The organism is Fluviicola sp. (assembly GCF_029266855.1).
Taxonomy (GTDB): Bacteria; Bacteroidota; Bacteroidia; order Flavobacteriales_D; family Crocinitomicaceae; genus Fluviicola.
In genome coordinates this window covers 100,941-120,184 of the sequence record NZ_JAQSWB010000009.1, presented here as the reverse complement: position 1 = coordinate 120,184, position 19,244 = coordinate 100,941, and the positions used below count along the sequence as shown (strand labels likewise).

Below are 19,244 nucleotides of genomic sequence, written 5' to 3'. Positions count from 1 at the left end.
GGCAAGCAAGATGAAAATAGCAACATACGCAGTACGCAACTACCAGTTTACCCTGGTGTTGTTCATCATGGCGATCGCTTTGGGGGTGAATACGCTTTTGACCATGCCACGGAGCGAGGATCCGGCGACGAATTCCCCTATGTTCCCGGTGATCGTAGTGTATCCCGGAACAAGTCCTTCGGATATGGAAGAGTTGGTTGTGAAACCGCTGGAAAAACAGATTTACAGTTTGGAAAACATCAAGCGCATCAAAACACAGATCAAAGATGGTGTGGCGATCATGCAGGTGGAATACAAATACGAATCGGATGTGAATGAGAAGTTCCAGGAGCTGACACGGGAAGTGAACGGAATGCGTTCCGATCTTCCGGACGAGATTTTGAGTATCGAAGTAAAGAAATTGGTGGCTTCCGATGTGAATGTTATCCAAACTGCCCTCATCAGTGAAAATGCATCCCGGAAATCATTGAAACGGGTGGCTGAAGATCTGCAGGAAGAACTGGAAAAGCTTCCGGAATTGAAGAATGTGAAAATTCATGGTTTATCCGATGAACAAGTTCGCATTGATTTGAGAACGGATAAGCTGGCTCAGCTTCACCTTCCTTTGAATGCGGTTGTCGGAACTCTGCAAAGTGAGATAGCGAATATCCCGGGTGGAAGTATTGATGTAGGGACAAAGTCATTAAACGTCAAAACAAGTGGGAATTATATTTCCCTGGAAGAAATTGCCAATACCATTATTTATGCTTCAGAAGGGAAAACCATTCCGCTAAAGGATGTGGCAGATGTCTACTATGATTTTTCCGAAACAAAACATATCACCCGCCTGAATGGGCATCGCTGTGTATTTGTTACTGCAGCTCAAAAAGAAGGATTTAATATTTCGGAGACTCAGAAGAAATACCAAACAGTGTTGGATGCATTCGATCCGCATATTCCTTCCAATATTGATATGGTGAATCATTTTGACCAGGGAGACAACGTGAATGCCCGTTTGGGAGGTTTGGGAATCGATTTCCTGATTGCAATTCTCCTGGTTGCGATCACTTTGCTTCCTCTGGGCGGAAGGGCTGCTTTGGTGGTAATGATCTCCATTCCACTTTCACTTGCCATCGGCTTGGTTCTCCTGAATGTGATGGGATATAACATCAATCAGCTGAGTATCGTTGGTTTGGTTGTGGCGCTGGGACTTTTGGTCGACGATAGTATTGTGGTGGTTGAAAATATCGAACGCTGGCTGCGGGAAGGATATTCACGCATGGATGCAACACTTATGGCAACGCAGCAAATCGGACTTTCGGTGGTGGGTTGTACCGTGACTCTGATCATTGCCTTTTTACCTTTGGTATTCCTGCCGGAAGTGGCCGGGGATTTTATCCGCAGTCTGCCAATGGCAGTTATCGCAAGTGTATTGGCTTCCATGCTCGTTTCACTTACGATCATTCCTTTCCTGTCGAGCCGTTTGTTGAAACAACACGAGGGACAACACAACGGGAATATCTTCTTGAGAGCACTTCAAAAAGCCATTTCGGGCACCTATTCTGTATTGTTGGATAAGGCTTTGAAAAGACCATTGATTACACTGACAGTAGCATTGGCGATCTTCATCGGTTCACTGGCATTGTTCCCTGTAATCGGGTTCAGTTTATTCCCTGCATCCGAAAAACCACAGTTCATGGTGAATGTTTCAGCGCCTTTGCAGACGAATCTGAATCGTACGAACGAGATCACGAAATATGTAGAGAAGGAATTGAGTAAAGTTCCGGAAGTGGAATATTATGCTGCAAATATTGGAAAGGGAAATCCTCCGGTATATTACAATGTGGTCCAGGAAAATGAGCGGAGTGATTTCGCCCAGATCTTTGTTCAGTTGGAAAAACATACGGGTGTCGATAAGAAACAGGAGATTGCGGATCGTTTAAGAACGGTTTTCAATGAATATCCCGGAGCTAAGATCGAGGTAAAGAACTTTGAACAAGGTCCGCCAATGGTGGCTCCTGTGGAAGTTCGTCTTTCCGGGGACAACCTGGATACTTTGCGGAAATTGAGCCAGGAAGTGGAGAATTTATTGAAGGAAATCCCGGGAACGATGTATATAAACAACCCGGTGAGCAACCTGAAATCCGATTTCAAACTGGTGATCTCGAAAGAAAAAGCACGGGCTTTGGGAGTAAATACAGTGGATATCGATAAAACGGTTCGTTTGGCGATCGCTGGAGTTGACCTGGGAACGTTTTCGGACAAAAATAACGATGAATTCTCCATGCTGTTAACAACGCATAAAGGCGAACGGGCAACTTTGGATGTCTTCAATCAGCTATATATCAACAACCAGCAGGGTCAGGCAATTTTGCTTTCACAAATTGCAAGTTTACAGCTCGAAAGTTCTCCCTTGTTCATCAATCATTTTAATAAGGTGCGTACTGTTTCCGTGAGCGCATTTGCTCAAAAGGGAGTCTTGGTCGATAACCTGATCAGTGAGGTGATTGCAAAAATGGAGAAGAAGAAACTTCCGAATGGTTATTCGTATGTTATGGGAGGTGAATACGAATCGCGCAACGAATCATTTGGCGGATTCAATACCATCATCACCATTACTGTTTTCCTGTTCGTTGCCGTATTGATCCTGCTTTTCAAAACCTTTAAAAGTACCCTGATCGTATTGTCGGTAATTCCCCTTGGAATTGTGGGAGCTGTGATTGCGTTATGGATGACCGGAAATTCGCTGTCGTTCGTAGCGGTAATCGGATTGATCGCCCTGGCCGGTATTGAGGTCAAGAATTCCATTTTGCTGGTCGATTTTACCAATCAGCTAAGGGAAGAGGGAAGAAGTTTGGATGAAGCGATCCGTGAAGCCGGCGAAGTACGTTTCTTACCGATCGTGCTTACATCGCTCACCGCGATCGGAGGTTTGATCCCGATAGCCATTTCAACCAACCCATTAATTTCACCTTTGGCCATCGTGTTGATCGGCGGATTGATCAGTTCAACCTTGTTATCACGTGTTGTAACACCAATCGTTTACCGTTTGATCCCGCCAAAAGTGGAAGTGAAAAAGCAGTAGAGATGTAAAAGATTGCCCGCAGATACCGCAGAGGAACGCGGAAAAATGATTTCTATTTATTACGATCAAATGTATGAAACATACATTCAAAATCTTATTTGAATAACATGTGAAACGGAAAGCCACCTTTTGGTTTTTTATTTCTGCGTAATCTGCGCCCTCTGCGGGAGATAAAAAGCTGTTTAAATTAATAAGATGATAGCCTTTATGATTTTGAACCTCATTGTTATTTGATTGTACTCAAGAATTATGAGATCAATACTTATCATTTTTTCATGTGTGTTTACCGCAAACGGATTTTCACAGGATACCCTGGCAACGGTTTTAAGTCACGATTGGGCGGCGGGGCAATGTTGTTCCAGTGGAACAGATGTCATTTTCACCCTTTCGGATAAACTCACTCCTTCGGATTTTGATTCCCTGGTTTACATTTCTTCCGGTAGCTCAAGTGTGGTTTTATACCCGGATGATTTTCACTCACAGGCTTTCGGTCAAAAAAACAATTGCATTGTAAGCTACGGCTGGAACACGAATAGTCCGAGAGATTACAGTACGTCCTCCGGTTTAACTCGTTGTTATGGTCTTCCGGAAAACAGGTTTACTGTCGTGCGTAATCAGCAAGCTCATTTGTTGATTTATAAGAAAAACGAAATGATAAAACGGGCAGCTGTAAAGGAGCAGTTTACAATAACAGCTTTTCCTTGAGCAGGCCGCATTTGTACATCCAACTTTTTCATTCTCCGGGAAATAGTGCAAATGGCCTATTGCCATCCGGATCTGCTTGTGTACCTTCGTTCAAAGAAAATCGATGAAAACAAGCTACTGCATTATTCTACTCTTCTTATGTTTCAATGGTTTCGCCCAGGATTCAATACGCTTTTCGGTAAACGGGAAAGTCGGATTGAAGTATAAAAGCGGAACACTGATCGTGGAACCAAAGTATACCGATCTGAAAATTGAACCGGATGGAATTCGTTTATACGACAGTGAATTCCAGGGTTATTTGCCGAAAGGATCGAATGAGATCATCCCGACGAATTACACAGAAATCTCGCAAATCGGTTCTTATTTCGAAGCGCGGAATGAAAGCGGAAGAATCGATCTGTACCTTGGAAGTAAGCTCATTGCAGGCGATTTGGATACCGGACTTCAAATGACGGATATACTTTCTGCAAAAGGTTGGGTCATTATTCGGAAAGAAGAGAAAGCCGGGATCATTGATCAAAAAGGAACGATCATTCTCCCGATGGAATATAGCGGTATCGAAGCTGTTTCTTCTTTTCAATATTGGTTGAATGATTCCAGTTTAGTGAATTATATTTTAGTTCTGGATAAAAGCGAATACTTCTACAGCCCGGAATCAGAAGGTTTTTTGCTTTATGGTGAACCGGTTCTTTATTTGGCAAAAGCAGACGGAACATTGATTACAGATTCTGTTTTTACTGAGGTTTCATACAATGCCGAACTGGATGAGTTTTCACTAAGATGCAATAATAAACTGGCTTTTATGAAGAGCGGATTCCGGATTGATTATTTGCCGTACGAATCGATCTCTGAATTTATGGAATGGAAAATTTGTTCTACAGGTGAGGAAAGCATTCTTTTCAATCGGTTTAATACTGCAATCGATACTTTTCATAGTGTTATTATCCCGGAAAGAAGAGTTGTATATACTGATCCCGAAGAGTATGAATTACTTTATTACGTCGAAACAATCTATGAGGAGTTTGTCTATGTGACGAGGAATAATGGAGATACTTCGCAAATGGCTATTTACGACCTGAGAAATCAGCAGTTGGTTTCGAATTGGGAACAAGGTGTCACTTTTGTAAGAAAAGGGAAAAGTGCTTCGGGACCAGTTGTATGGGTTTATATGAATGAATGGGGGAAAATGGCTTATCGTATCTCAACAGCCGAAAAAGGTTCGTCGTTTGTATACCAGGATATCTATCCTGTTACTGATCAGTTTTATGCACTCCGAAAAGAAGGGGATCCTTTCTATATGTTATGTGAGCTGATAGGAGATTCTGTTTTCAAGGAAAGAGTGGAGATCAATAAAACATTCGGAAGTTTCAATTATACAGGAATAAACACACAAAATGTGGATGAATACGATGCGGATCTATCGCATGGCTTTGTGGATGAATTTGGAAATTATTATCCCTATTCTACAGATAGTATAACGAAAACCGTTCCGATTCTCCTGATCCCGTTCACAGTGTTTCAGAATGCTTATGGAAAACTGGGCTTTATTTCCTGGAATGGGAAAGTGCTTGATCTGAATGCGGATACACTTTTTCAAAACAGTATGCATAGTACATTGATCGAATACAAATCGGGAGATCTTTGGGGAGCAGCTGAGGTCATTTGGGGAAATGTTTTTAAGCCCGATCAACAAGTGCCGGAACGCTTCAGACTCATGGAGGACTTTGCATTAATTTACCGGTTGAGTGAAGATGAAAAGCATTATATAGATTCAAAAGGGCGGTTTTTTTATTCAACCAATCCGGAACGCATGATCTCAAAGAACGGCGGTCTGAAAGGTGCGAAAGTGTATTCTGAGTTCGAAGATAAAATAGATAGCGCGATCCCATTTGTGTACCGCGAAATGCTTCCTGCATGGAACGGAAATTACCTGGTACAAAATAAAGGAAAGAAGTGGGGAATACTTACTCCTTTCAACGATACCTTGTTCCCGTTTAAGTATGATCTATTGTCATTTGAATCCGTGAAAACGGATGGAATTCACGAAGTATTTCCTTACAGGGATTACGATGAGGTGTGTTATTCCACCAGCGGGAACTTCCATGGGATCCTGAGTCTGAACCTGCGAAAAGAAATTCCACCGGTATACGATTGGGTGCAATCCATTTCGGAGTCCGCATTTGTTGTCAATAAGGGTGGGAAATACGGAGTATATGATTACAATTTGGATGAAAAAATAAAACCGGTTTTTGATGAACTGATGATTGGATCTTCTTTGTCAAGTGTTTTTATTCTTCGGGCGAAAAAAGCAGATAAATGGTACAATATCGAATTTTTTGAAGGAAAGGTTCCGGATCAGTCAACACTGTTGCAAACACTTCCCTGTGATTTCGTTGTGGATGAAATGGGCTTTGTCAAAAAACAGAACGGATTTGAAGTGAGAAATCTGATGGATGGTTCGGTGGTTCAAAAGGAGGGAGCTATCACGGATTACCTGAGTGAAAAGCCGCTTCTGGTGAAAGATGGAAAACTCTATATCCTGGATTCAAAAGGAAAACTGCTTTATCCCGATGCGCTAACGAATGTAGTTTTCATGGAAGATGGTACTATAATGAGCAGTGTTAGCGGGATTACTTATTCCTATTCTCTTTCCAAAAAGAATAAAACAGTTTTTACTCAATAATAAGGTGTAACAGTTAAACCTTCACGGCTAATCAGGCAGGAGAGGAGTTACTTGTCTTTATGCCATTTGCTGTTCTTTCATTTTATCAAAAACTCCGTCCCATAACTGTTTACGCATTTCAAGTGATTTGATCGAGTACTCTTCTGCTTCTTTCCATTTTACAGGATCATTTCCACACAATTCACTTACCATTTGTAAGGCTAAATGTCCGTGATGATCTCCGTCAACTTCAATGTGGCGGTCCAAATAGAATTTGAAGCTTGCCAGTTGAGTAGGGAATTTTGCATTCAGATCACTGACAATACTGTGGAACATATTCGGGATCAGGTCTTCTCTTCCGAAAGTGAATACTGCAGCTATCAGATGCGGTTTTTTAGTCGCAATGACTTCAAAAGTAAAACGTAAAAAATGTTTGGCAGATTCAGGGATCAAAACCAGTTCAATTGCTTCTTCCACAGATTTCCCTTGTTGAATTTGACTGAACAAAGCATCGATTCCAAGGCGTGAAGCACCTGTTTGCTCCATTGCTTCCAGGTATAATTCGAAATGACTTTTACGAATTCCATCACCTTTTTTCACATCTTCCTCCGAGGCCAGGTCGGATTCTTCTCCGCAGACAATTTCGTTGATGAGGTAGCGGACTTCTGCAGAGCCAACAGGAAACCAGGGAACTTGCGTACAAGTCAATTGATTTTGGAGTGCTTTTAAAAGCGACATAAAATCCCAAACGGCATATATATGGTGTTCCATAAAAATGCGGATGTCCTCAATGGATTGAATGGCTTGATAGCTCGGATGATGAACCACTTCTTCACGCACTTTTTCAAGGCTTGACTGGATTTTTTTAATTTCTGGAGTCATAAATTAATTTTAAAATTAGTTTCAATTTCTAATTAGTTCGCTTTTTCAGATCCAAATCAAAAGCCGAGTTTTTTCTTATTTAATTTGAAAATAAGGAAAAATGAATGGAGTGCTACTGAGTTTTTACCTGACTCAATTCAAAATAAATTCCGTTGAAACGATAGGATTTACTTCCGGGTACAATTTCTCCTTTGTCATTCGTGGTGGAAACAGTAATGATCTTTTTCTTCGAATCGTATGTGATTACGGGAATCGGTCTTTCGGGCTGTTCGTAAACACTGAAAAAGTCATAGGCAAGATCGAGAGAATTTTTCATGCCTTCCGGCGTTTTCATTAAAAGAACACTGTCATTGACACCTGCGTTGTTGAGTTCAAATGCTTTGATCGATTGACTGACATCTTTTGATGAATAGATTCCGTTAATAACAGCCAGGTAGTAAGTCGTTTTTTTAGTTTTCAAAGTGAACAGATCGGAGCAATACCAGGCCGGATCACCTTCACCCAACTCCATAGATTGAGTTTTCATCGTCTTACCATTCCGGTACTGATAGATTACATTGAAAAAATGCATTGTCCCACCTAATTGGGAATCCCAGCTGTAAATTCGGAACGTGCCGTCTTTGGAAGTTTTCACATAGCAAATGTGGGCTTCTGTTAGTGCTTTGAAGGAATACTTGAGTGTTTTTTTGTCCGAGGAAAGCAGGTTTTGCAACTTTTCAGTGAACAGATCGCTGTAGTAATTAAGCGAATCAAACTCCCCGGATCTTGCACCGGTAAGTTTCTTGTGTATCAGGATGAGTTCCTGTTCTTTTTGCCCGAGGTCGTTTCTCTGTGCAGAAACCGGGTGATTCCCGCACAGGGAGATGAATGCTATGAAAATAGTTTTATACATGTTTTACTTGCGTTTTGCAGTAAAGTTTCCATTGGGCTGAATGAAAGTAACTGCTTTTGATTTCCCTTCTTCAACGGTAAACTTGATGCTGTAACCTTTTGCAATGACCAGGTTAAAGGTATGATTTCCTACGGGGATCGTTTCGTAATCGGTTTGTCCGGGTACGAGCAACATCAATGTTTCCCCTTTGAGGTAGATTTTGATGGTTTGACCCTCCAGCTCGTAATCACCGGTATACATGTTTAATTCGTTACCGGATAAATTTACCTTGATAGCCTGACGCGTAAAAATGGTTTCCTTATCCGGTTCGCCCATATCCATGGAAAGACTTTCTATTTTTCCGTTGCTTGCAGTTCCGAAATTGATCAGGAAACGATCATCAGCCGAATCCTCGGAATCCTCCTTCTTATCTACCGATTTAAATTCAAATACATCGTAATGATAATGTTTCAGCCAGGTTCTCTCTCCGGCAATGAAGGTGAAGAGTGTATCATTTTTCAGGGTAATGGTAAATTCCGAAAAGGCCGGGTTCCCGTATAATCCTGCATAATCTGCCAATGGGTGGGAAGGCTGTGTGTTTTTAACCTGTATAGTATCTCCCTTTTTCTCCGTTTTTAATGCCGATTTCATTGCTTCGTCCAGTTCTTTCTTTGCATCTGCATTCCATGGAATCGGTTCCAATGCAAATAATTTATCTGAGACCAGGTTGCGAACAATGGACGGTACTGCGGATCCGTTTTGATTGGTTAATACTACAATCCCGATGGAATCGGAAGGATAAAAACCTACGCTTGCAGAGAACCCGTCTATATTTCCACCGTGTTCCACTAAATAATGTCCGCGATAAGATTTCAGGAACCATCCTAAACCATAATTACTGAATTGGATATCGCTATGACTTCCGGGCAGTCCGCCTGAAACCACCATTTGAGCACTCTCTGCTTCCCTGACGTAAGAAGGTGGGATGATCTCGGTTCCATTGAATTTTCCGCCCATAATCCAGGTAGAAACCCAATTTCCCATGTCGTTGGCACAGGAATTAATACTTCCTGCAGGTCCCATTCCGTTGATGTGATAGTAAGGAATTTTTTTGATGGCAAATTTTTCGTCCAGGGTATAAGGCAATGAAGCATCCGCATCTTTTTGCATAGTGAAAATATCGGTATTACTATGTATCATTTTCAGGGGGACAAAGAAGCGTTCTTTTATATTGTCTTCCCAGGTTTTTCCTGTGATCTTCTCGGTGATCATTCCCTGAGCCAGGAACATGAAGTTATTGTATTGCCATTTTTGACGCAGCTTAACGTTTGGCTCCATGAATTTCACACGCTGGATCAAACTATCGCGATTACTGGTGTTGAACATGTACCAGGAATAATCGAAGCGGGCAAGCCCTGTCCGGTGGCACATCATATCACGAATCGTAATCCCGGTATTCATGTAATCATACTTGAAAGCCAGCTTGGGTAAATGTGTAACGGCCAAATCATCCAGTTTCAATTTACCGTCCTTCTCAAGCTGACCCAGCATAGCTGATGTGAATGCCTTGGAGGAAGATCCGATGGCAAACAGGGTGGTCGGTGTTACCGGTTTTTTGTTTTCCAGGTCACGGTAGCCGAACCCTTTTGAGAAGATGATTTTGTCTTTGTAAACGATTGCAACCGAATAACCGGCCACTTTTTGGTCAGCCAGTACTTTTTCAAGTTCTTTCTCAATTCCGCTCAGGCGTTTGTTATAGTCGGGCTTCTTTTCTTTGGATTGGGAAACAGCAGTAAAAACGGACGATGCCGCCAGTAAAAGGGTAAGGATGTGTTTCATTATCTGTTTAATTTTAATGAAAGTAAATGTAAGAAACTTGTACGGAATAACTATTTGTCATGCTACTTTTTCCATCGCCGGTTCCAGGTGTATTCCGGCGGTGTCATTTCGGGTTCCATCAGTCTTAGCAGATTGGGGTATGGAGGTTAGCAGGCAGAATTACCGTACTCACCGGCTAGAAATTTTGCTTGCTTAACCAGTGGAAAAATTTGAATATTACGTACCTACACCGCCTTCTTCCTGTACCAAAGGATCGAAAGCAAAATATTGATACCAAAAACAATTTGTGCACCGATTAATCCGTAGGATGCAAGATTTACCCATTCTAACCAGTTGACCGGACCGGACTTAGGAAGTGAATCGTCCATGGCATTATACGCTGTTTGGGGAGCTTCCTGCTGAACGGCAAAATGGATTACCATCAGGCCGAGAATTGTGAAGATGAAATGAATTAAAAAAAGATACTTGTTCATCGGTTTCCGGAAGAGTTGGAAGGTCAGGGAAACGCCCGCGAAAAATAAAAACAGGAAACACAGGATCAGCCAGACGATTTTTTTCGGGAGCACTAGATAAAAGTTCTGAAGAACGATATCCAGGGTTTCTGATTCTTCAAATAAAGCAAGGACTCCTAAAATTAGTGCCGTACTGCAATAAATAAGGGATATTAAATAAGATTTGAACATACCTTGAATAGCTTATTATGTTTCAGAAATAGTTTTATATGTTTCTTAACCTAAGGTACGTTAAATTTATTGCAATTGAATGATCGTCAAGTGAGAACTTTCATTCCGAGCCTTAAAAAAAGACCTTAAGGCGATGATGAACAATATGCTAAACAGTACCGTTACTGTAAAATTTCCCATAGATGCGATTGCTTGCATTAAAGCAGTAATGGCTTCTCCTCCTGCATTCGAAGAATGATAACTTGATCTGTTTGTTCCTGTTGCCAGTACAATGAAATAGATTATTGGGATTACGAGCATAGCAATTGCCGGTTTTTTAGAGTTCAAACTTTGTTTTTGTTCTTTCGGCAGTGTTCTTGAATTAGGGAATCGTTTTAATATGAAATCGGTAAACTCTTTAATAAAAGCCGAATTTTCCCATCGGATCAAAACGGTCAAATCTTCTTTTTTGCCATAAGCAAGTGTGGTAGTTTTTTTCGAATGGTTAATCTCCAAGGATTTCAAATAAGAGAGTGGAATAGACGCAAGTTTATCTAAAGTTTCATGTTGGTCTAGGATTTCATTGTCTTTCAGAGATTCCAATTCTCCGTAATAAAGCAAATCCTGAAAAATGAAAACTGAATCTTTCTTTTTATTGCTGGAAATCCATTGCTTAGTCACGAATGAAAAAGTTTAGTTATAAATTTGTTCCCAAATACCTATTTTATCCGGGTTCTTTTCAATTTGAACATTCTGTTCTTTGAATGTATTCGTAATTTGGCGGATAATTTTTTTATTCCATGAAAAGCCAAAGGAAGGAACAACAATTCCCGTGAAACGCTTGTTCATGACCACTCCACGAGATGAGGTGAATTCACTATAGATCTCTAGTGTTGTAAAGAAGAAATGAGATTCGGAATAGTAGGTTATTCTATCCAAATCAAAATTCAGTGGTTTGGAATTGCGCTTTTTGAGTATTTGCAAATGTCTTTCCTCCGGATTAATAACGAGCTTTCGAGGAACTTTTTTGTAATAAAAAGTGAAAGGAGACATGATCAGGATACTGATGAATAAGCACAGGCAGAAAGAGAAAGGATCGAGTAAACGATCTGTCAACTCCATGTGACTGTGCTTCCTATTTTTAAGAGTCGAATTAATGTGCATTCCTGCAGAAAACAATAAAACATATAACATCAAGATTAAAATGTCTATGCGTTTTCTTTCCCAAACTCTCATATTACTTATTTCAATTTGAAATTTTTCCATTTTTAATTCGAGAATTAACTCCTTGATAATTTCTCCAGCGCTTCTTCCAATGACTCCAAAAAGTTGATCTGTTTTCCCTGGTTGCTTTCATAGATGAAGTCCGTAATACTTTTGCTTGTGTAAGCAGAAAAATCTCCCACAATCGCCAGCCGGACACGGTAATTAGAAAACTTTTGCAGGATCTCTCCGGCCATTCCGTTCTTCAGGTCGAAGAAAGCAGGAATGATGTTCTTTTCATAAACGATGATGCGGTCGAAACCCTGGTAATAGAGATTTCCGAGCAAGTCGAGCCCGTCTTCTTCTTTTTCAATGAGATATTCATCCGAAGTGATTTCTGCAATTTGAATGCTGTTTATAGTATGTGATTCGATATGCATGGTTTAATTTTTTACGGTAAAGATATGTGTAAAAGCTCTGCGTTTTTGTCAAATAAAATAAGTGTATTCAAAATATGAATCTGCGTAATCTATAAAATCTACGTGGAAATAAAGCCCGCAGATTCCGCGGATTTCGCAGATGTTATCAGTTTAAATTTTGCACGTATTATTTAATAAAACTCAGATCCAAATAAAAATGCTCGCTATTTGCCGGATCAAGATAGAGATTTGTTTCTTTTTGGATGGCAAAATACATTTCGAGGCTTTTGGGATCTAGCTCACAAGGCCAATGAAACTGTTTTTTCTGACCGTTTAATTCGATCTCAAACTCAAGGACCGTTTGGAGATGCTTTTCTTTCATTTCTATATCGTAAACCTGGTTTTCAATAAAGTGTGAGCTATCCCATTTATTGCTTTTGATTTTTACGGAATCAAGATCAATCGTGAATTTTGTTCCGTAGTGAATGATCTTCAGTTTTTCTTCCTTTTGCTTCAGTTGCTTTTTTTTAGAATAACGAATAGCGAATAGGAGAATGATGCCGAATAATAGGATGAGTGCTATTCCGAGTCCCAGCATGAAATAACTCACGTAATTATCCAAGTTGTTCAAAGCGCCACGGATCATTAAATATCCCAGGAACGCCAGACATAGGGATATTATCAGGGAAAGGCCTAAGATTCGTTCTTTGAGTTTTTTCATGCAGTTAAAGTTTTTTCATCATCTGCGAGATCAGCGCGAGACTTATCAACTTAACAAAAGTATCTCATTTTTGTATAGCTCTACCAAACGTTCCATGGTGATCCGGTTGGCGGCACGGGGAGAGGTGGAGTACAAAACAACTAATTCAATTGTTCTTCCCTTGTAGTCAATTGCACTTTTGATCGGTCTCTTTCCGGTTGGGAAGCGGTGTTTGATCTCGTGGCTTGCCAAAAAACGAATAAACCAGCGTGCGGCACTTTCTTTCCCCGAACTGCTGGTGAAAATGATCTTCCTGATCGTTGGGTTTTCATCCAGGATTTGAAAGATGTTCATAAATTCCACCACGCTCAGGTTCTCGTCGAGTGAACTGCTATTATTGCGTACTATGTGCTGCCCCATGTCTGTAACAGCGACCTGCAGTTTCTGCAGGAGATTTTTCCGCTCTTCCACTGCCAGATCTCCGGCCAGGTATTCCAGTTCCGTTCCGGCGATTTGTGCAATTACTTTCCAGAAAAAATTGTTCTTATTCGGATAAAAGAAATCGAATGACCAGTTGCGTTTTGTCGGGGGAAAGGTTCCGACAATTAACACCCGACTGTTCTCCGGGGCAAACCAATTCCATGGATGAAGTTCTTTTTGCATGGAATTAAATTAATAGACTTTTCAGTAAAAACCGAGTTCATTATTTAAAATTAACAGTGGGGAACCTTCGCTTAAATAATTAGCTTCTTGTCTTATTGAAATCTTACGATGGAATAAATTAGATCAGGAACAACAATTTATCATATAAAGGATTTGTTAATAATTAGTTGTTTTTTTTAAAAAATAATTAAGTTTTCGCTTAAAAAATTAAAAAATAATTTGAGGATATGGTTTGATAAGAAGATGGTCAAGAATATTCATGCAGGAGTTTCAAATGTGAATTTTATATACAAATTTGACTACTACTATTAATTTACACTTTTTCGTATGAAAAAAGGTCTACTACTCGCAAGCATATTTTGTCTTCAAATTACTTATAGTAAGGTGATTGGGCAACAAGATCCTAGAATTATCAGTTGGGTTTCTACTCATCCTTCTGTCCACATCTTTTCCGAGAAAAACTACGGTCAGCTCAGTTCAGATTTCAAATCCAGGTTAAAAAACCAGGTTGTAATATATAAGGAGAAACTGACCTTTGATGACTTAATGGCATATGAGCAGCTCGAAAAAGCGGGTGAAACTTCCCCGCACACTATTTCCACAGATGGAGATGCTCAAATCATAAAAAACTGGCTTGTATATCATCCGGATGTTAAACTGATCAAACAATCCGAATTCCAGGCAATGACAGAAGAGCGAAAGAGCCTGTATGTCTCACTTGAAGCCATGATTTTAATCGGGGAATATTTAACCGTCGAGGATATAACGAACTACGGGCACTAAACTAACAGATTCAAAAACTACTACTATGAAGACAAGGAAATTACTTGTACTATCCTTTCACATTCTTTTTTTTGTGGGATTTACTTACGGACAATCCAATACCCCATGCACAAGCGGTTCAGTATCAGCTCCGTCTCTTTCGGTTGGAGCAAGTTGTTCTTTTACTTCGGGGACGACAACAGGAGCTACTTCACAGACCAATGCCGCAAATGGAGGAACTCCTTTATGTGGTTCCATGGGACTGGATGTTTGGTATCAGTTTACAGCTCCTGCTTCCGGTTCTGTTAATATTCTAACCCAGGCAGGATCTATTAGTGATGGTGTAATGTCTCTCTATTCCGGAAGTTGCGGATCCTGGACAGAAATAGACTGTAGTGATGATGTTTCCGGATTAATGCCCGAGATCAGTGCTTCAGGTTTAACTCCCGGTGCAACCTACCTGATTCGTTTTTGGGAGTATGGAGGAACGACCGGAGGAACGTTCGATATCTGTGTTTCCCAGTTGGCACCGCCGGCGGGAAATACTACGTGTACTGTTCAAACACCGATTTGTTCCGGATCACCGATTAGTTTTACTGCGAATACCGGGGGAAGCGATGCCAGTACGGTTAATCCCGGCAATGCTTACGGATGTTTGTCTACATCCCCGAACCCAAGTTGGTATTACCTGGAAATCTCTTCAGGAGGAACTTTGATCGTTGATATTACAGCCGGTTCAGATGTGGATTTTGCTATTTGGGGACCTTTTGCTAATGTTGCCACCGGAACAGGGGCATGCAACTCTTATGGTGCACCACTCGATTGTTCGTATTCCACTTCAGCGATAGAGCAGGTGAATTTGGCCGGTGTGGTTTCCGGACAAGTATATGTACTTTTAGTGACCAATTATGCAAATACTGTACAAACGATTACTTTGAACAATGCAGGAGGAACAGCAACCACCAATTGTTCCATTGTTATGCCTGTCGGATTTAGCGCATGGGATGCAGTTAGTTCAGGCGGAGAAGTTCGTTTAAGCTGGACAACCGAGTCCGAAACCAACAATGATTATTTTGCAGTGCAGCGCTCACAGGACGGATTGATTTGGGAAACGCTCGGTTTGCTGGAAGGTGCCGGAACAAGTTCTGATCCTCATAATTACAGTTATACAGACCTGTCACCCGATAAGGGAATCAACTATTATCGCTTAAAACAAGTGGATCACAATGGTCAATCTGTTTTAAGTTCCGTTCTATCAGTGAAAGTCTCTTTAGCAAATGAACACTTTATTTCTCCGAATCCAACCAAAGCTTATGCTTTCGTGGGGGAAAACGGACATGTGAAAATTAGTTCTGTTGAACTTGTCGACAATATTGGCAGGGTACAGGTGGTTCCTTTTAGTTCAGTTGAAGGAGGTGTCAATGTAGATTGTCGTTCGATGAGTCCCGGAACTTACTTTTTGCGAAGTGTGAATGTCATGGGAGAATCCAGTTCATCGGTACTCGTTGTAGAATAACGAATGCACTTGTTTTTATTGTCGCTTATTTCTGAATGAATTTTCCGGATTTTTCGATGCGGTATTTTTTTAGTTCAACACTTGGTTCTTCTCCCCAATCGCTGTAAGATGTAACGACTACTTCGTCTGCCCCGATCCGGCCTTCGCTCCGCGACATGGATTCTGCAATTTCGTCATAGGAGATCAGAACTTTATCAATGACCTTGTAGTCTTGTTTGGTATGTGAGACCAGGTAAGTTTTCATTTCAGTCTCTGATGTTACGGTAATAACAACCAAATCAATATCCGTTGAAAGTGCCAGGCGATAACGGGTGTGAAGTGTTTCATAATCCGCTCCCAGGCTTTTTAAATGCAATTTGGAGATCAGATCTTTGGAAAGTTTATGCTCTCCGTTGAAATTGTCAAAATTGGTAGTGTCCACAACAGGGAGTTGTTTGAAAGGAACAGAAGCAAACAGGTCGGGTTTCGTTTGTTTGACACCTTCGGGATCTTTTAATAATTCTGCACGCTCAGCCGCTTTGGTTTCTGCGTCCGATTCATTTGGGGTACAGGAAAAGATACTGATCGCAATGAACAGGATCGGAAGAAGTTTGAAATGCATAGGCTTATTTTGTCTTGGTCTAAGTTAAGGAATATTTCTTCGGTTCTTTGTCAGCTTGGCGGTTTATTAAGCGGATTAATTCCCGTATTGACCAAAACCACCTGGATTTTGAAGTTCTCGGATTCATAGCGTTTGAGGTATTTCTTTACTGCCTTAAGCATCACTTTCGAGTAATGGTTCGACCAGATATTCCAGTACACTACAAAAGTATAGTCGTGTTGCAGTGCGGCCTGACGAATCTGTTCTTTTTCCAAGTTGGAAACTGCCCATAAGGAAGGTTCATCGGAGAACCGGAGATTGAAATTGGTAGGAAATTGCCAGAATTGGAATTCTTTTGTTTTGATGATATTCCGGCGCCTGAAAGGTCCGTAGCATTGTGTGTAGGCATTCACGAGTTTTCCGGATCGATCATAAATACGGAGTTGCATCAGGGATTGCGGAGTATTCCTTGCCAGTTTGTAAGTGTCGATCGCATAAAACGGGGTAGAAAACAGGTTTCGCAAAGAATCCTCGAAGAAGAGGGAATGATCTGCAAAATCCAGATGCTTCTTTTTTAAATAGGCCGCGACCTCTCCGGGCGATTCATCTGCAGGTTCCGAGGTGCCCATGAAGTGGATGAAACCGCAGGAATGCAGGGAGCAAACGATGATTATAAGAAATAAATAGTTCGTCCGGTTCATTGATCAAATATACTAAAGAAGAGAATTGAAGTAGCTCTGCCATAGAAAATCTTTCCTTGGTCTGCTTGATTTTCACCCGATTTAACCAGCCAAGGTAACGCTCTGATAATTCCCGTTCGCATCCACCGAGATCTCGATGAGGTGTTCTCCGAACAATTCCCCGTCGTTGCAATAAATGGTGCAGGATTTGTCGCTGTAAAAGACAATGCCTTCAATGGCTATCAGTTTCCTGAACTGTTCCGGGTCAATCAGTTCTTCGTCTTCACCGAGCCAGCTTTCGTTCTTCAGTTGAATCATTTCGGGTTCCATGTCGAGCAGGTGCTGTTTGTAGAACTCTGCTCTCATCTTAGATTCCACGTAGGCCAACAGGGAAGCAAAATGCCCCGGTTCCTCGTTGTAGACCGACAGATCAAAGGGGAAGTACTTCGAAGTGCCGTTGTTTTCGTATTGCCTGTATTTTTCGTCGTAGGTGAGTGTTCCCAGGAACTCGTTTTCAATGACGGGTTCGATCTTTACAGATTCGGAAACTTTATGCGGCTGTGACTTTTCGTTATTCAGACTTGCGAAAGCGCGTTCCAGGTCAGTCTGGTCAAACATGGGGTGGAATTCCCGCAGTTTTTTGTGCAGTTCGCGGATATTGGTCTTTACCTTGACTTCTTCTGCCAGTATGGTGACTTCGTCGTCCTGCAAGTCAAGCCCGGTGTAGTGATATTTATTGGGGATATAGACCGAGTATTCGGTTTCACCGTCTTCCGGTGTAGTGATGATCGTAATTCCCCACTGGAAATCCTGGTCGTTATCGGGAGGGGCAATGGAAACCATAGGCTGTGACATGAAATTAGTGCGCTTTACACGAAATTTCCGCAGGATCAAAAGTTTGGTGAGGCTCTCGTTCACCGTGGCACAGGGATAATTTCCCAGCAATTCCTCCAATTGTGAATTGTCGCCGTTACGCGCATCGGTCAATACTTGTTGCAAGTTCTCAAATTCCCATCCGTTTGTCATAAGTGACTATTTGATAGATAAAAGATAAGGAATATTTTCCACCTTCTAGAGCCTGGTATGTTAAAAACTACTTCCATTGACGCTACGGTCAAGGCTTTCAACCCTGACGCTTTGGTCAGGGCTTTCAGCACTAAAGTTTCGCAGTGTAAAAGGAGACAGTAGCAGACTTTACAGTCGCTACGTCTCAGGGTGACAGTAGCAGACTTTACAGTCGCTACATCTCGATGTGGGGTATCTATGCTTTAACTATGCTTTATCTACGTTATGTCCTTCGGCTTTTCCGTCTTGACCAAAGCAGATCAAACAAATGATCGCTTCGGATCGAGTGAGCCAGAGCCTACAGTACGGTGATCGTCGGGAGAAAATAGAGGTGATGGATTGTGAGTAGGTAGGTTTAAATTTCGATTTTTAGGGCAAAAGAAAAGGCTGCCTAAAATAGACAGCCTTTTTCAGAAAATATGTTTGCTTAGTTAGCCAATGATACATTGACAGCATTCAAACCGTTTCTTCCGTTTTCAGTATCATAAGTAACACTGTCATTTTCACGGATCTCGTCGTTCAAACCTGTAGCATGTACAAAAATATCTTGTTGATCTTCACCTTTAATAAATCCGAAGCCTTTTGCGTCGTTGAAGAATTTTACTGTTCCTTTATTCATATTCGTTGTTTTGTGTTCCGTTTTCTTTTGGAACCATTATAATCATTCTGGTCCGCACGCACTTCGCGCGGATTTTTTTAAGGAAAATGTTTAAATTAATTGGAGTGTAAATTGACTTTACAGTCTGATTGAGATAACAATCTTCTATTGAATGGTCTCAAAGGTAACATTAATTTCCGGTATTCCTAATTAATCTTCTTTAATATTGAAAATGAGCTTGCTAAGAAACGGGTGCAGGAATACCTAATCGCCAGTTTTAGATCGCTTAGGGTTCTTTATGTGCCTCGTGATTTATAGTTTTGCACAAAGGACACGATCCCGATAGCTATCGGGAACACGAGGATTTATGATA

18 protein-coding genes are annotated in these 19,244 nt (G+C 41.1%); 5 read left to right on the top strand and 13 right to left on the bottom strand.

Going from position 1 to position 19,244, the window contains the following annotated elements:
- Window positions 1–10 precede the first annotated feature (10 nt).
- The 3 genes from K0S23_RS16680 (at window position 11) to K0S23_RS16670 (ending at window position 6,452) form a co-directional block, all read left to right on the top strand.
- On the top strand, window positions 11–3,064 hold the full coding sequence (locus K0S23_RS16680) for an efflux RND transporter permease subunit (protein ID WP_300359814.1): 3,054 nt from the start codon (window positions 11–13) through the stop codon (window positions 3,062–3,064).
- Window positions 3,065–3,313: 249 nt separating this feature from the next.
- Entirely contained in the window at window positions 3,314–3,769 is a 456-nt protein-coding gene (locus tag K0S23_RS16675; protein WP_300359813.1) for a hypothetical protein, read from the top strand.
- 103 nt (window positions 3,770–3,872) lie between these two features.
- Complete coding sequence (locus K0S23_RS16670) at window positions 3,873–6,452, top strand: WG repeat-containing protein (RefSeq protein WP_300359812.1); 2,580 nt, start codon at window positions 3,873–3,875, stop codon at window positions 6,450–6,452.
- A 57-nt stretch (window positions 6,453–6,509) separates the two neighbouring features.
- Here the strand turns inward: K0S23_RS16670 and K0S23_RS16665 are convergent, their stop codons facing one another.
- The 9 genes from K0S23_RS16665 to K0S23_RS16625 all read right to left on the bottom strand — a co-directional run bounded on the left by K0S23_RS16665 (window position 6,510) and on the right by K0S23_RS16625 (window position 13,670).
- A complete protein-coding gene (locus K0S23_RS16665; protein ID WP_300359811.1) occupies window positions 6,510–7,313 on the bottom strand; it encodes a DUF3050 domain-containing protein in 804 nt (267 codons plus the stop codon).
- Between the two features lie 112 nt (window positions 7,314–7,425).
- Window positions 7,426–8,205, bottom strand: coding sequence for a hypothetical protein (locus K0S23_RS16660; protein WP_300359810.1), 780 nt, complete (start codon window positions 8,203–8,205; stop codon window positions 7,426–7,428).
- 3 nt (window positions 8,206–8,208) lie between these two features.
- Window positions 8,209–10,023 (bottom strand): serine hydrolase, encoded by a 1,815-nt coding sequence (locus K0S23_RS16655; RefSeq protein WP_300359809.1) that lies wholly within the window; start codon window positions 10,021–10,023, stop codon window positions 8,209–8,211.
- A gap of 224 nt (window positions 10,024–10,247) precedes the next feature.
- Entirely contained in the window at window positions 10,248–10,496 is a 249-nt protein-coding gene (locus K0S23_RS16650; RefSeq protein WP_300359808.1) for a hypothetical protein, read from the bottom strand.
- Window positions 10,497–10,772: 276 nt separating this feature from the next.
- Entirely contained in the window at window positions 10,773–11,366 is a 594-nt protein-coding gene (locus tag K0S23_RS16645; RefSeq protein WP_300359806.1) for a hypothetical protein, read from the bottom strand.
- Between the two features lie 12 nt (window positions 11,367–11,378).
- Window positions 11,379–11,921, bottom strand: coding sequence for a hypothetical protein (locus K0S23_RS16640; RefSeq protein ID WP_300359805.1), 543 nt, complete (start codon window positions 11,919–11,921; stop codon window positions 11,379–11,381).
- Between the two features lie 44 nt (window positions 11,922–11,965).
- Complete coding sequence (locus K0S23_RS16635; RefSeq protein ID WP_300359804.1) at window positions 11,966–12,328, bottom strand: DUF4180 domain-containing protein; 363 nt, start codon at window positions 12,326–12,328, stop codon at window positions 11,966–11,968.
- Between the two features lie 166 nt (window positions 12,329–12,494).
- Window positions 12,495–13,028, bottom strand: coding sequence for a hypothetical protein (locus K0S23_RS16630; RefSeq protein ID WP_300359803.1), 534 nt, complete (start codon window positions 13,026–13,028; stop codon window positions 12,495–12,497).
- A gap of 45 nt (window positions 13,029–13,073) precedes the next feature.
- The gene (locus tag K0S23_RS16625) at window positions 13,074–13,670 is read right to left on the bottom strand and encodes a hypothetical protein (RefSeq protein WP_300359802.1); all 597 of its coding nucleotides are present in this window, start codon (window positions 13,668–13,670) and stop codon (window positions 13,074–13,076) included.
- A 327-nt stretch (window positions 13,671–13,997) separates the two neighbouring features.
- On the opposite strand from K0S23_RS16625, the gene K0S23_RS16620 reads away from it, so the two are divergent.
- Complete coding sequence (locus tag K0S23_RS16620) at window positions 13,998–14,453, top strand: hypothetical protein (RefSeq protein WP_300359801.1); 456 nt, start codon at window positions 13,998–14,000, stop codon at window positions 14,451–14,453.
- 25 nt (window positions 14,454–14,478) lie between these two features.
- A complete protein-coding gene (locus K0S23_RS16615) occupies window positions 14,479–15,948 on the top strand; it encodes a T9SS type A sorting domain-containing protein (RefSeq protein WP_300359799.1) in 1,470 nt (489 codons plus the stop codon).
- Between the two features lie 25 nt (window positions 15,949–15,973).
- Here K0S23_RS16615 and K0S23_RS16610 read toward each other — a convergent pair whose 3' ends face one another.
- From K0S23_RS16610 to K0S23_RS16595, 4 genes are all read right to left on the bottom strand, one after another.
- Window positions 15,974–16,549, bottom strand: coding sequence for a hypothetical protein (locus tag K0S23_RS16610; protein ID WP_300359798.1), 576 nt, complete (start codon window positions 16,547–16,549; stop codon window positions 15,974–15,976).
- 50 nt (window positions 16,550–16,599) lie between these two features.
- Window positions 16,600–17,229: a hypothetical protein gene (locus K0S23_RS16605; RefSeq protein ID WP_300359797.1), complete on the bottom strand. Its 630-nt coding sequence runs from the start codon at window positions 17,227–17,229 to the stop codon at window positions 16,600–16,602.
- 81 nt (window positions 17,230–17,310) lie between these two features.
- Complete coding sequence (locus tag K0S23_RS16600; RefSeq protein ID WP_300359796.1) at window positions 17,311–18,234, bottom strand: DUF2262 domain-containing protein; 924 nt, start codon at window positions 18,232–18,234, stop codon at window positions 17,311–17,313.
- A 466-nt stretch (window positions 18,235–18,700) separates the two neighbouring features.
- The gene (locus K0S23_RS16595) at window positions 18,701–18,892 is read right to left on the bottom strand and encodes a cold-shock protein (protein ID WP_300359795.1); all 192 of its coding nucleotides are present in this window, start codon (window positions 18,890–18,892) and stop codon (window positions 18,701–18,703) included.
- Window positions 18,893–19,244: the final 352 nt, after the last annotated feature.

What these genes read in the sequence shown, in the direction of transcription:
- K0S23_RS16655 (WP_300359809.1), bottom strand. Translation starts at nt 10,023, where the DNA reads ATGAAACACATCCTTACCCTTTTACTGGCGGCATCGTCCGTTTTTACT.
- K0S23_RS16665 (WP_300359811.1), bottom strand. Translation starts at nt 7,313, where the DNA reads ATGACTCCAGAAATTAAAAAAATCCAGTCAAGCCTTGAAAAAGTGCGT.
- K0S23_RS16670 (WP_300359812.1), top strand. Translation starts at nt 3,873, where the DNA reads ATGAAAACAAGCTACTGCATTATTCTACTCTTCTTATGTTTCAATGGT.
- K0S23_RS16680 (WP_300359814.1), top strand. Translation starts at nt 11, where the DNA reads ATGAAAATAGCAACATACGCAGTACGCAACTACCAGTTTACCCTGGTG.
- K0S23_RS16640 (WP_300359805.1), bottom strand. Translation starts at nt 11,921, where the DNA reads ATGAGAGTTTGGGAAAGAAAACGCATAGACATTTTAATCTTGATGTTA.
- K0S23_RS16625 (WP_300359802.1), bottom strand. Translation starts at nt 13,670, where the DNA reads ATGCAAAAAGAACTTCATCCATGGAATTGGTTTGCCCCGGAGAACAGT.
- K0S23_RS16595 (WP_300359795.1), bottom strand. Translation starts at nt 18,892, where the DNA reads ATGAATAAAGGAACAGTAAAATTCTTCAACGACGCAAAAGGCTTCGGA.
- K0S23_RS16615 (WP_300359799.1), top strand. Translation starts at nt 14,479, where the DNA reads ATGAAGACAAGGAAATTACTTGTACTATCCTTTCACATTCTTTTTTTT.
- K0S23_RS16650 (WP_300359808.1), bottom strand. Translation starts at nt 10,496, where the DNA reads ATGAACAAGTATCTTTTTTTAATTCATTTCATCTTCACAATTCTCGGC.
- K0S23_RS16660 (WP_300359810.1), bottom strand. Translation starts at nt 8,205, where the DNA reads ATGTATAAAACTATTTTCATAGCATTCATCTCCCTGTGCGGGAATCAC.
- K0S23_RS16630 (WP_300359803.1), bottom strand. Translation starts at nt 13,028, where the DNA reads ATGAAAAAACTCAAAGAACGAATCTTAGGCCTTTCCCTGATAATATCC.
- K0S23_RS16605 (WP_300359797.1), bottom strand. Translation starts at nt 17,229, where the DNA reads ATGAACCGGACGAACTATTTATTTCTTATAATCATCGTTTGCTCCCTG.
- K0S23_RS16635 (WP_300359804.1), bottom strand. Translation starts at nt 12,328, where the DNA reads ATGCATATCGAATCACATACTATAAACAGCATTCAAATTGCAGAAATC.
- K0S23_RS16620 (WP_300359801.1), top strand. Translation starts at nt 13,998, where the DNA reads ATGAAAAAAGGTCTACTACTCGCAAGCATATTTTGTCTTCAAATTACT.
- K0S23_RS16600 (WP_300359796.1), bottom strand. Translation starts at nt 18,234, where the DNA reads ATGACAAACGGATGGGAATTTGAGAACTTGCAACAAGTATTGACCGAT.
- K0S23_RS16610 (WP_300359798.1), bottom strand. Translation starts at nt 16,549, where the DNA reads ATGCATTTCAAACTTCTTCCGATCCTGTTCATTGCGATCAGTATCTTT.
- K0S23_RS16675 (WP_300359813.1), top strand. Translation starts at nt 3,314, where the DNA reads ATGAGATCAATACTTATCATTTTTTCATGTGTGTTTACCGCAAACGGA.